The following is a 12,034-nucleotide window of genomic DNA, read 5'->3' as shown; positions in this document are numbered from 1 at the left end:
TGAAAATGTGCAGGTCACTCGGGTAAATGATTACGGCAATCTGGGCTATAATGTGGCTCAGCACCAACAAGCACCGCGGGGGAAAAGTGAATATTAGCGATGTTGCGAAAAAAACCGGTTTAACCAGCAAAGCCATTCGCTTTTATGAAGAGAAAGGACTGGTGACGCCGCCGCTGCGTAGTGACAATGGCTATCGCACTTACAACCAACAGCATCTGAATGAACTGACGTTGCTGCGTCAGGCGCGCCAGGTTGGTTTTAACCTGGAAGAGTGCGGCGAGCTGGTAAACTTATTTAACGATCCGGCGCGTCATAGCGCGGATGTGAAAAAGCGTACGTTAGAAAAAGTGGCGGACATTGAGCGGCATATCAGTGAGCTGCAGGCCATGCGCTTGCATTTGCTGGCGCTGGCGGACAGTTGCCCGGGCGATGACAGCGCCGAATGTCCAATCATGGATAATCTCTCCGGCTGCTGCCATCACCAGGCGAAGGCTTAACGGCGAGAAGGATTAAGCATAAACACCACCGTACCGCGATACCACGGGGATTTCTCAAGCTGCGCTTCAGCCTGAGGGTCCCTGCTACCATTTTGTACCAGTCCCAGCTTAAACGGAATGCGCAGACGAGCGAGCGCAGGCAGATACGCCTGATAATTTGTTACCGTGTGACGGCCCTGATAGCTCTGCACCACCAGTTCATCGACCGCCAGCGCGTTCAACGTGGCGACGTCGCCCGTTTTTGCCCAATCCAGTAATCCGGTTACGCCAAGTGCAAATTCAGTGGGTAACCTCTGGCGCAACTGCTGTAGAAAGTGCGCGTAGTCGGCAAGCTGATGGGTCGCCGCGTCAAAATCAACCTGCAGGCCGACAACGTGATTCCCGGCGGCCTGCCAGCGTTGCATCAACCGTATGATACGCGCCGGGATTTCCTCCGGTACGTCGAGCGTGGTAAAGCGTACGGTCAGCCAGATTGACGGAAAAGACAGACGGCTGACCGGCAGTCCGAGACGCTGGAAAACCACGTTACCCGAACGAACCAGTACCTCGCCCTGATGCAGATAGACCGTTTGCGCGTTTTTCAGCTCGTCACTGGCCTTCACTCCGGACCACAGCCAGAAGGCGGGATGCTCACGGGCGGCGACGATATCCGCCGCCTGTGCCTGGCCCAGCAGCAGTGCGGTTACCAGTAGTATTTGAGTTTTTGCGCCCACGGGCTTCCCGGATACTGCGTTTTCAGTTGGGTGAACCAGCCCTTACGCTGCAGTTTATCCACTTCCTCGCCGCCGCACTCGTTAGCGCCTGAAGGCGCATAGCACATGATGGCGCGATACAACGCGAAGCTCTTATCTTCGACTTCAGCGGTGGGCGAGGTGATTACCTGCTGATAGTAGCTTTGTCTGTCGAACTGGCCGAAGGGTTTCTTGCGCGAGATTGCTGATTCAAGCTCGTCATTGCCAGCGCTGTTTTTCCACAGATCAACATGCGTTTGCGTGGTGCGGAAGAATTCGCCTAAGCAGTTCAATGCGTGGGCATCATCCGCTTTTTTGCTCAATACCGTTACCGTTTCATTGAGGCTGCGACACGTATAGCCCGCCTGCGCCGCGTCGCCATTCCAGTCGAATATGCTCAGGTTAACGTCAGCAAACGCTTCGCCAATGACCGGAGGCGTAATCGCGCTGGCCAGTTTTTTGTCATTCAGCCAGTCGCCAAAGCGATCCTCAGTAAGATCCCGCACCAGCAGCGTATGCAGGGCGATGGTACGCTCTTCGTTATTCGGACCGTGGACGGCCTGCTGACGCAGCAGTTCAGGTGTGGCCTGTGTTTTTAGCACCTGCGAGCGAAAGCGCAGGTTGGTCACGGTACTTTCTGGGGCAAAAACTGCCTCCACGTCGCCGCTATAAACCAGGGTCGCAGCGAGCTTAGCCTGCACATACTGCTGCTGTTCGTTGTCCTGACTAAGTTTTAACAACTGCTGCCAGAAATCACGCGCAGCGCTCCAATTCTTCTGGCCCATTAGCGCTTCGCCGTACAGCACCTGTTCGCTGAAGGCGAGAGTATCGTGAGCGGCAAGTTTCTGCGCTGGTGTAACTGCCTGAATAATTGCCGCGTAGTTGCCCGTTGCCTGCCACAGATTCAGTTGCAGATCGCGCCATAGCGGCAATTTTTGGCTCTGTTCAAACACCGGCTTGCTGGCGTCGAGTTGTTCCTGGGTCAACGTAGGTTTACTGTTGTTATCCAGGCGCAGCGCGCGCAGCAGTTCGATATAGCTGACCAGCGGCGCGTCGGGGAAGGCCTCCACCACGGGTCCTTCAAAGAATTGCATACCGAATACATTATCGTATTCGATAACGATTTCACGCAGTTGCTGTGCGTCAGCCGACTGCTGGAGCGTCTGCTCATACAACCCGGCCAACTGCGGCCACGCCTGTAAATACCAGTTTATGCGACGCAACATACCGCGGGTGGAATTGGCGTAGAGTCCTTCCGGCCAGCGTTGCAGATAGTTCTGCGCCTCTTTTTGCGCCTGAGCGGCGTCTTTGAGTTTGATATTGTCGATATTAAATTCGCCGTACTGCCCGTCGCTAAACTTACTGCTTTTGTTCAGTGCTGTGCGCATCAACATGTATTGCGCGGTTTCCATCAGCCAGGGGGAGCCGTTGTGCAACACGATGGTAAAGTCTTGCTCGGCCCCTTCGTAATTTTGATCGTAAAAATGCGCGGCACCGGTCAGATACGTTTTGTACAGAAGTGAAGTCGAATCAGCCGGAAGTGCAGCAAGGGACTCGGCGATCTGTTCTTTGGTCGCGCGCCCCCATAAATCCAGGCGCGCTTGCGCAAGTAATCGGCGCTGGTCGATATTTAACGTCTCGTCCGTCATCAGCGCAGCGATAAACTCGCTTACGCTCTGGCGATTATTCGACACATAACGGTTTTCCAGGTCGGCATCATAGCCGTTTTGTTTGGCAAATAGCGGAGGTTCGATTTCCAGAACAGCCAGTTGCTGACTCAGAGTGGTATCTTCACTTTGCACCGGGGCAACCGCTGGCTGCGGGACAGTCTCATCCCATTGTGGGTGATACGCAAAATAGAAATCGCGGGAGCGGGTGATATCCGCTGGCATCGACTGCACCGGCAGAACAAATGATTTTTCCTGACTCAGCAGCCGCAGCAGGTTGTCGCGGCTGTCGTTTTCAGGGTTAAAGGTCGGCGTGCCTTTCAGCAGGCAGCTGTCGTCGCTCCATTTACAGTCTTCCATATCGAAAGAGGCGAGTGCCTGCGGGGCGGCGGTCAGTAATGTGCAAAGGGCAAAGGCAAGGGGTGTCTTCCTGACCATAGTCTTATTTCCTGTCTTTTTAGTGTGATACCGCTTTAATAATCAGGGTAATTCCCTCAACGGCAATGACCTCAACCTGCGTTCCTGCGCTCAAATCGTCGCGGGCGCTAACGGGCCAGGAGCTGTCGCCGACGCGCATATGTCCGCGACCATTGACCAGGGCGGTTTCCAGAATAAATCGACGGCCAACCAGCTGCTGACCGCGCTGGTTAAGATGGCTGTCGGCGGGTTTCTGCTCTTTCACGCGTTTTGCCAGCCACTTCCACCACAGCCAGGCCGCCAGTAGCGTGAGTACAGCGAACATCGCCCCCTGCCACGCCCAGTCAAGCGGGACGAGCCACACCACCAGGCCAGTAATTACCGCCGCCACGCCGCTCCACAGCAGATAGCCGTTACCGCCCAGCATCTCGGCGGCGAGGAGCAAACCGCCGAGGCTGAGCCAGAAGATGTGCGGGTGTACCAGAATCATCGCTATCATGATTTTTTCCGCTCGCTGGCGCTGTCCTTAACCAGTTCGGCGATCCCGGCAATGGAGCCCATCAGGCTGCTGGCGTCCAGCGGCATCATCACCACTTTGCTGTTATTTGACGAACCGATATGCTGCAGCGCTTCGGTGTATTTCTGCGCCACGAAGTAGTTCACGGCCTGGATATCCCCGGCGGCAATGGCCTCAGAAACCATCTGCGTTGCACGGGCTTCTGCTTCTGCGGAACGTTCACGCGCTTCAGCCTGTAAAAACGCGGACTGACGTTCACCTTCCGCTTTGAGGATTTTCGACTGCTTCTCACCTTCGGCCTTGACGATTTCCGCCTGACGGATCCCTTCTGCTTCAAGAATGTAGGCGCGTTTTGTTCGTTCGGCTTTCATCTGTGCGTTCATGGCGTCGATAAGCTCAGCCGGAGGACGGACGTCGCGGATCTCAATACGGGTGATTTTGATGCCCCAGGGATTGGTGGCCTCATCAACGATGTGCAGCAGGCGCGTGTTGATGTTGTCGCGTTGGGAGAGCATTTCATCGAGTTCCATCGAGCCGAGAACGGTACGAATGTTGGTCATGGTCAGGTTGATGATCGCCAGTTCCAGGTTGCTGACTTCATAAGCCGCTTTCGGCGCGTCGATCACCTGAATAAAGCACACGGCATCAATCGCGACGTTGGCGTTATCTTTGGAGATGACTTCCTGAGAGGGGATATCAAGCACCTGTTCCATCATATTGATCTTACGACCAATGCGGTCCATGAACGGTACAACAAGGCTTAAACCCGGCTGCAGGGTTTTGGTGTAACGGCCAAAACGCTCTACCGTCCACTGGTATCCCTGCGGGACGATTTTGACGCCTGCGCCGACGATGACCAGCGCGACAAAAATAAGAATAGGAATAAAAATGAGCATTGATGAAACCTCCTGTTGTGCTGTCCTTTACTGCTTCATTAGTCAAATTATACCCGATTTATCAAGGTGGGCTCCCCTATAATAAATTACAGAGATAGACTATCTGCACGAAAGAGGTAAAAAAGGGATTGGTAATGGAAGAAAGCAGCATTCTGCTTCAGTTAAAAAATGTCGCATGGCAGGCAGGGGCGACGCAGGTTCTCAATAACATCTGTTTTGATCTCCGCGCCGGAGAATTTAAGTTGATTACCGGCCAGTCCGGGTGCGGTAAAAGTACGTTACTCAAGATAGTCGCGTCGTTAATAAGTCCGAGTTCCGGTGAAATCCTTTTTGAGGGTAAGGAGATAAATACCCTCAAGCCGGAAGCGTATCGTCAGCAGGTCTCTTATTGCGCGCAAACGCCCGCTTTGTTTAGTGATACCGTCTACGACAACCTCATTTTCCCGTGGCAAATTCGCGATAAACGCCCGGAACCGGATGTGTTTCTGGAAGATCTGGCCCGATTTGAGTTACCTGAGGCAATCCTCAAAAAAAATATCAATGAGCTGTCCGGCGGCGAAAAGCAGCGCGTCTCGTTAATTCGTAATTTGCAGTTTCTGCCGAAAATCCTGCTGCTTGATGAAATCACCAGCGCGCTGGATGAAGCCAACAAGCGTAATGTGAACGAATTAATTCACCACTATGTTCGCGATAAGAATATTGCTGTGCTGTGGGTGACGCATGACAAAGATGAAATTGATCATGCGGATAACGTCATAACCCTTCAACCGCACGCCGGTGAAATGCAGGAAGTAAGCAATGAACGAGCATAATATTACCAATGAATCCCTGGCATTAGCGATGATGCTGGTGGTGGTCGCAATACTGATCAGCAACAAAGAAAAGCTGGCGCTGGAAAAAGATATTCTCTGGAGCGTGTGCCGGGCGGTGGTTCAGCTTATTATCGTTGGCTACGTGCTGAAATATATTTTCGGCGTCAACCACAGCATTCTGACCTTATTGATGGTGCTGTTTATTTGCTTTAACGCGGCCTATAACGCGCAAAAGCGCAGTAAATTTATTGATAAGGCTTTTCTCTCGTCGTTTATCGCCATTACGGCGGGGGCGGGGTTAACGCTGGCGGTGCTGGTTCTGTCAGGCTCTATCGAGTTCACGCCGATGCAGGTTATCCCTATTTCCGGCATGATTGCAGGCAATGCGATGGTTGCGGTAGGGCTTTGTTACAACAATCTGGGGCAGCGGTTTAACAGCGAACAGCAGCAAATTCAGGAAAAACTCAGCCTCGGCGCGACGCCGAAAGTGGCCTCCGCGCCGCTGATTCGCGACAGCATTCGTGCCTCGCTGATCCCGACTATCGATTCAGCGAAGACCGTGGGGCTGGTGAGTTTACCGGGGATGATGTCCGGATTGATTTTTGCAGGTATTGATCCGGTAAAAGCGATTAAGTATCAGATTATGGTAACGTTTATGCTGCTTTCGACGGCCAGCCTGTCGACCATTATTGCCTGCTACCTGACCTATCGGAAGTTCTATAATTCACGTCACCAATTAGTTGTAACGCATTTGAAGAAGACGTGATCTGATGCCGGGAGCGGTATTTGTCGAATTTCCAGGCCCGATAAGCGCAAGCGCCATCGGGCAAAATCAAACGGATTAGTACAGCAGCGCGTACAGCTGGCGGCGGTACTTCGAGGCCAGCGCATCGCCCGTACCCAGTGCGGCAAGGATCTCCTGGAAAGTTTTACGCGCCTGGCCGTCGGCTGCAGTAAGATCTTTCTTCAGGTGGCTAAACAGCAACTCCAGCGATTCTTCGTTGCGTCCGACCTGGTGTAACTGAATGGCAAGTTGAGTTGCCAGCGCCGCATCCTGCGGATTGCTGGCGACCTGCTGCTGCAACTGTTGGATTTCCGGCGTATCAGCCGCCTGCTTCAGCAATTCGATCTGTGCCACCAGCCCCTGATAACGGGTGTCCTGATCCTGCAACGGAATGGTTTTCAGCACCGCTTCGGCTTCGTCAGAACGATTGAGGGCGATTTGCGTTTCCGCCAGCAGCAGACCAATTTCGCTGCTCTGGTTGGAGATCTGCCAGGCTTCTTTCAGCAGCGGCAGCGCATCAGCGTGATTACCCGCTTCGATAAATTCGATAGCCTGGCGCGCTTTCAGCTCTTCTTCGCTCGGCAACACTTTTTCCAGCAGCGCACGAATAACCTCTTCCGGCTGCGGGCCCTGGAATCCATCTACCGGCTGACCGTTCTGGAACAGATAAACCGTGGGGATCGCGCGCAGACCAAACTGGGAGGCGATCATCTGTTCAGCGTCACAGTCGAGCTTAGCGAGTATAAACTGGCCGTTGTACTGGGCAGCAAGACTCTCCAGTACCGGTGTTAACTGCAGACAATGCTGGCTGCGCTCAGACCAAAAATAGAACAGGACCGGCGTGGTCATCGACTGTTCAAGGGTCTGCTGTAGGTTCGATTCGTTAATGTTAACAATATTCTGTGTGGACATGGAGTTACTCTCTTTTGTCGATTTCTTGTTACATGGGGGCTGACGCGCGAGCTTCAACTCAACCCTGTAAAATTTTGTCCATTATGCGGCCTGGCAACAGGCGTTTAAGCAGCATCACTGCCCAGGTCACCAGCGTAACTGGATAACGTAGCTTCGGTTTATCGCTCTCAAACGCATGACGCACTTTGGCGACAACCGCTTCTGGTCCCAGCGTAAAACGCGCGGCAATGCCGGGATTTTCCACGGGAGCATCGCTCTGGGTCTGGTTGACGTTTTCAGTAAAGCGGGTGCGGATAGGGCCGGGCTCAATCAGGCTGACCTTAATCCCGCTGTAGCGCAGCTCCATACGCAGTGCGTCGGACCAGGCTTCCAGCGCATATTTGCTGGCGGCATAGGCCCCGCGTCCCGGCGTTGAGATCAATCCCATGACCGATGAGGTCATCACTATACGTCCTTCGCCGTGGGGTAACATAGCGGGCAAAAGGCGCATGGTAAGCTGATGTGCGCCAAAGAAGTTGGCGGAAAACTGCTGCTCCATTTGCTCGCGGCTGATGGTGGGCAGGGGGCCATAGACGCCGTATCCGGCGTTGTTAAAGATCCCATACAAACGATTATCGGTCAGGGCGATCACCTCATCGGCGGCGCGATCCACGCTTTCGGGTGAATCCAGATCCAGCAATACGCCGGTGAATCCCATGCTGTTCATTCGCGCGACATCGTCAGGTTTGCGACAGCCTGCCAGAATTTGAAAACCCTGGCGCTTTAGCTCAAGCGCGCTTTCCAGACCGATTCCGCTGGAACATCCTGTTATTAAGACCGATTTTTGCATAACTTTACCTGTCAGGATCTCCGTTGTTTTACGAGTCGTGATTTACTATATCCGTCATACTTCAAGTTGTCTGTGCGTTGGCTACGCTCGCTCACCCCAGTCACATAGTTATCTATGCTCCTGGGAACTCTCTCACTTGCCGCCTTCATACAACTCGAATTATTTAGGATAGAAAAGGGGTGAGATGTTGCGCCATCCAGTCGGCAATAAACGGCTGGGCGTCACGGTTAGGATGAATACCATCATCCTGCATCCACTGGGGTTTCAGATAAACCTCTTCCATGAAAAAGGGCAGCAGAGGGATATCAAACTCTTTGGCGAGCTTTGGATAAATCGCGCTAAAGGTTTCATTATAACGGCGACCGTAGTTTGCCGGCAGACGAATTTGCATTAATAGCGGTTCGGCATTTGCCGCTTTCACGTCCTGCAAAATCGTGCGCAGAGTTTGTTCGGTTTGCGCAGGCGCAAAGCCGCGCAGGCCATCGTTGCCGCCAAGTTCGACCAGTACCCAACGCGGCTGGTGCTGCTTGAGTAATGCAGGCAGACGGGCCAGGCCCTGCTGCGAGGTGTCGCCGCTGATGCTGGCATTCACCACTGGCGTTTTGGTTTGCCATTTATCATTAAGTAGCGCAGGCCACGCGGCGCTGGCGGACATACGGTATCCGGCGCTCAGGCTGTCACCCAGAATTAATAACGTGTCCGCAGCGGCGGCGCGGAAAGTTAACAGGACCAGGAACAGGAAAGGCCAATGCCAGCGGAAAACATTGTTGAAGTTCATCATCTTAAGAAATCCGTCGGTCAGGGTGATCATGAGCTATCCATCCTTACCGGAGTTGAACTGGTTGTCAAACGCGCCGAGACCATTGCGCTGATTGGCGAGTCGGGATCGGGGAAATCCACGCTGCTGGCGATCCTCGCCGGGCTGGACGATGGCACCAGCGGTGAAGTCAGCCTCGTGGGGCAGGCGCTGCACGCCATGGACGAAGAAGCCCGGGCGCAACTGAGAGCCCGACACGTGGGCTTTGTCTTCCAGTCGTTCATGTTAATTCCGACCCTCAACGCGCTGGAAAACGTCGAATTGCCTGCGCTGTTGCGCGGCGAAAACAGCGGAAAAAGTCGCGATGGGGCAAAAACACTGCTGGAGCAATTGGGACTGGGAAAACGTCTTGATCATCTTCCAGCTCAACTTTCCGGAGGGGAGCAGCAGCGTGTGGCGCTGGCGCGGGCCTTTAACGGTCGCCCTGACGTGCTGTTCGCCGATGAACCAACGGGCAATCTGGACCGCCAGACCGGAGAGAAAATCGCCGACCTGCTGTTTTCTCTGAACCGGGAACACGGCACCACCCTGATACTGGTGACCCATGACCCGCAACTGGCGGCGCGTTGCGATCGGCGTTTACGCCTGGTGAACGGACAGTTGCAGGAGGAGGCATGATTGCACGCTGGTTTTGGCGCGAATGGCGCTCGCCTTCATTACTGATTGTCTGGCTGGCGCTGAGCCTGGCGGTAGCCTGCGTGCTGGCGCTGGGCAATATCAGCGATCGTATGGAAAAAGGGCTAAGCCAGCAAAGTCGTGAGTTTATGGCGGGAGATCGGTCGCTGCAAAGTTCGCGCACCGTGCCGAAAGCGTGGATTGACGAGGCGCGACAGCGTGGCCTGAAGGTGGGCGAACAACTGACCTTTGCCACCATGACCTTTGCCCAGGATACGCCGCAACTGGCGAACGTCAAAGCGGTGGATGAAGTGTATCCGATGTACGGCACATTGCAGACCAATCCGCCGGGGCTGAAACCACAGCCAGGCTCGGTGCTGCTGGCCCCGCGTCTGATGGCGCTGCTCAACTTAAAAATCGGTGATTCCATCGACGTTGGCGATGCCACGCTGCGCATCGCCGGGGAAGTGGTACAGGAGCCGGACTCAGGTTTTAATCCGTTCCAGATAGCGCCGCGCCTGATGATGAACATTGCGGATGTCGAAAAAACGGCGGCAGTCCAGCCGGGAAGCCGCGTGACCTGGCGCTATAAATTTGGCGGGACGCCGTCCCAACTGGAAGCCTATGAAAAATGGCTGCTGCCGCAGTTAAAGCCGGAACAGCGCTGGTACGGGCTGGAGCAGGATGAAGGCGCGCTGGGGAAATCACTGGAGCGTTCGCAACAGTTCCTGCTGCTCTCGGCGCTATTAACGCTGCTGCTGGCGGTGGCCGCGGTTGCCGTGGCGATGAGCCATTATTGCCGCAGCCGTTACGATCTGGTGGCGATTCTGAAAACCCTCGGTGCGGGCAGAGCGCAACTGCGCAGGCTGATTGTTGGTCAGTGGCTGATGGTGCTGGTGCTGTCTGGCGTGACCGGCGGGTTGTTCGGGCTGTTATTTGAGCGCGTGCTGGTCGTGCTGCTCAAACCGGTTCTGCCCGGCGAACTACCGCCTGCCAGCCCCTGGCCGTGGCTATGGGCATTAGGTACCATGACGGTTATTTCGCTGCTGGTGGGGTTACGCCCTTACCGTTTGCTGCTGGAGACGCAGCCGCTGCGGGTGCTGCGCCGTGACGTGGTAGCAAACGTATGGCCGCTGAAGTTTTATTTGCCGGTGGTATTGTTAGTTGTGATTGCACTGCTGGCCGGACTGATGGGCGGAAGCCCGCTGCTGTGGGCGGTGCTGGCTGGCGCGGTAGTGCTGGCGTTGTTGTGCGGGGTACTCGGCTGGATGCTGCTCAACGTGCTGCGCGGTCTGACGCTCACCTCGCTGCCGCTGCGTTTGGCGGTCAGTCGACTGTTGCGCCAGCCGTGGTCAACGCTCAGTCAGCTGTCGGCCTTTTCACTTTCCTTTATGCTGCTTGCGCTGCTGCTGGTGCTGCGCGGCGATCTGCTCGACCGCTGGCAGCAGCAAATGCCGCCGGAAAGCCCGAACTATTTTCTGATCAATATTGCCACCGAGCAGGTGGTTCCGCTGAAGGCTTTCCTGTCTGAGCATCAGGTGATCCCGGAATCGTTCTATCCGATTGTGCGGGCGCGTCTGACGGCGATCAATGAGAAGCCAACCGAAGGCAACCAGGATGAGGCGCTGAACCGCGAGCTTAACCTGACCTGGCAGGATACCCGACCGGATCATAACCCGATAACCGCCGGAAGCTGGCCGCCAAAAGCAGGCGAAGTGTCGATGGAAGAGGGGCTGGCGAAACGGCTGAACGTCAGGCTTGGCGATCGGGTGACCTTTATGGGCGATACTCAGGATTTCAGCGCCAAAGTCAGCAGTCTGCGCAAAGTAGACTGGGAAAGCCTGCGACCTAATTTCTTCTTTATCTTCCCCTCCGGCGCGCTGGACGCTCAGCCGCAAAGCTGGTTAACCAGCTTTCGCTGGGAGAATGGCAACGGCATGCTGACGCAGCTTAACCGTGAATTTCCGACCATCAGCCTGCTGGATATTGGCGCCATCCTCAAACAGGTGGGCCAGGTGCTGGAGCAGGTAAGTAGAGCGCTGGAGGTGATGGTGGTGCTGGTTACCGCCTGCGGCATGTTGCTGCTATTAGCGCAGGTCCAGGTCGGTATGCGCCAGCGTCATCAGGAACTGGTGGTCTGGCGCACGTTGGGAGCAGGCAAGAAATTGCTGCGTACCACGCTGTGGTGCGAGTTCGCCATGCTCGGGATGGTAGCCGGATTGGTGGCAGCCATCGGTGCGGAAACCGCATTGGCGGTGCTGCAAACCAAAGTGTTTGATTTCCCGTGGGAGCCAGACTGGCGACTGTGGGCCGTGTTGCCACTTTGTGGGGCATTGCTGCTTTCTTTATGCGGCGGGTGGCTCGGTTCACGTCTGCTAAAAGGCAAAGCGCTGTTCCGTCAGTTCAGTAGTTGATTCATATCCGTGATGATTACGCACCGGTTTTTTTAATCGGTGCGTTTTTTTATCTATGTAGCACAAATTGACAACTCCTTGATATTTAACAGCACAGAACAATAAAAACCCGACAACACGAGTGTA

General features: G+C 54.8%; 12 protein-coding genes. 5 read left to right on the top strand and 7 right to left on the bottom strand.

Annotated elements, in window-relative coordinates:
* Nucleotides 1-86: 86 nt before the first annotated feature.
* Entirely contained in the window at nt 87-497 is a 411-nt protein-coding gene (cueR, locus tag OGV80_RS19600) for a Cu(I)-responsive transcriptional regulator (RefSeq protein ID WP_043017858.1), read from the top strand.
* On the opposite strand, the gene OGV80_RS19595 is transcribed toward cueR, so the two are convergent.
* From OGV80_RS19595 to OGV80_RS19580, 4 genes are read right to left on the bottom strand one after another with little or no spacing between them, the layout of a single operon-like run.
* Complete coding sequence (locus tag OGV80_RS19595) at nt 494-1,210, bottom strand: DUF3142 domain-containing protein (protein WP_087053063.1); 717 nt, start codon at nt 1,208-1,210, stop codon at nt 494-496. The two genes, cueR and OGV80_RS19595, sit on opposite strands and share 4 nt — an antisense overlap.
* Nucleotides 1,180-3,333, bottom strand: a complete 2,154-nt coding sequence (locus tag OGV80_RS19590) for a PA5441 family protein (protein WP_087053062.1) — start codon at nt 3,331-3,333, stop codon at nt 1,180-1,182. The genes OGV80_RS19595 and OGV80_RS19590 overlap by 31 nt, the downstream gene beginning before the upstream one ends.
* 19 nt (nt 3,334-3,352) lie before the next feature.
* A complete protein-coding gene (locus tag OGV80_RS19585) occupies nt 3,353-3,811 on the bottom strand; it encodes an NfeD family protein (protein ID WP_087053061.1) in 459 nt (152 codons plus the stop codon).
* Nucleotides 3,808-4,725 carry an SPFH domain-containing protein gene (locus OGV80_RS19580; protein ID WP_003021835.1) on the bottom strand — a complete coding sequence of 306 codons (918 nt, stop codon included), beginning with the start codon at nt 4,723-4,725 and terminating at the stop codon, nt 3,808-3,810. The genes OGV80_RS19585 and OGV80_RS19580 overlap by 4 nt, the downstream gene beginning before the upstream one ends.
* Before the next feature lie 134 nt (nt 4,726-4,859).
* Here OGV80_RS19580 and fetA point away from each other — a divergent pair, with 134 nt between their 5' ends.
* Complete coding sequence (gene fetA / locus OGV80_RS19575; RefSeq protein ID WP_043015444.1) at nt 4,860-5,537, top strand: iron efflux ABC transporter ATP-binding subunit FetA; 678 nt, start codon at nt 4,860-4,862, stop codon at nt 5,535-5,537.
* Complete coding sequence (fetB, locus tag OGV80_RS19570) at nt 5,524-6,303, top strand: iron efflux ABC transporter permease subunit FetB (protein ID WP_043015445.1); 780 nt, start codon at nt 5,524-5,526, stop codon at nt 6,301-6,303. Before fetA ends, fetB begins: the two co-directional genes overlap by 14 nt.
* A gap of 75 nt (nt 6,304-6,378) precedes the next feature.
* Here fetB and OGV80_RS19565 read toward each other — a convergent pair whose 3' ends face one another.
* From OGV80_RS19565 to tesA, 3 genes are all read right to left on the bottom strand, one after another.
* Nucleotides 6,379-7,233, bottom strand: a complete 855-nt coding sequence (locus OGV80_RS19565; RefSeq protein WP_080625608.1) for a co-chaperone YbbN — start codon at nt 7,231-7,233, stop codon at nt 6,379-6,381.
* Nucleotides 7,234-7,291: 58 nt separating this feature from the next.
* Nucleotides 7,292-8,062: an SDR family oxidoreductase gene (locus OGV80_RS19560; RefSeq protein WP_043015447.1), complete on the bottom strand. Its 771-nt coding sequence runs from the start codon at nt 8,060-8,062 to the stop codon at nt 7,292-7,294.
* 163 nt (nt 8,063-8,225) lie between these two features.
* On the bottom strand, nt 8,226-8,840 hold the full coding sequence (gene tesA, locus OGV80_RS19555; RefSeq protein ID WP_043015448.1) for a multifunctional acyl-CoA thioesterase I/protease I/lysophospholipase L1: 615 nt from the start codon (nt 8,838-8,840) through the stop codon (nt 8,226-8,228).
* Between tesA and ybbA the strand changes: the two genes are divergently transcribed.
* The gene (ybbA, locus tag OGV80_RS19550; protein WP_043015449.1) at nt 8,811-9,497 is read left to right on the top strand and encodes a putative ABC transporter ATP-binding protein YbbA; all 687 of its coding nucleotides are present in this window, start codon (nt 8,811-8,813) and stop codon (nt 9,495-9,497) included. The two genes, tesA and ybbA, sit on opposite strands and share 30 nt — an antisense overlap.
* Nucleotides 9,494-11,908 (top strand): putative ABC transporter permease subunit YbbP, encoded by a 2,415-nt coding sequence (gene ybbP, locus OGV80_RS19545; RefSeq protein ID WP_286515573.1) that lies wholly within the window; start codon nt 9,494-9,496, stop codon nt 11,906-11,908. The genes ybbA and ybbP overlap by 4 nt, the downstream gene beginning before the upstream one ends.
* Nucleotides 11,909-12,034: the final 126 nt, after the last annotated feature.

Origin of the sequence: Citrobacter sp. Ce119 (assembly GCF_030334525.1) — a bacterium.
GTDB classification, from domain to species: domain Bacteria; phylum Pseudomonadota; class Gammaproteobacteria; order Enterobacterales; family Enterobacteriaceae; genus Citrobacter; species Citrobacter europaeus.
This window is presented reverse-complemented; position numbering and strand designations above follow the sequence as displayed.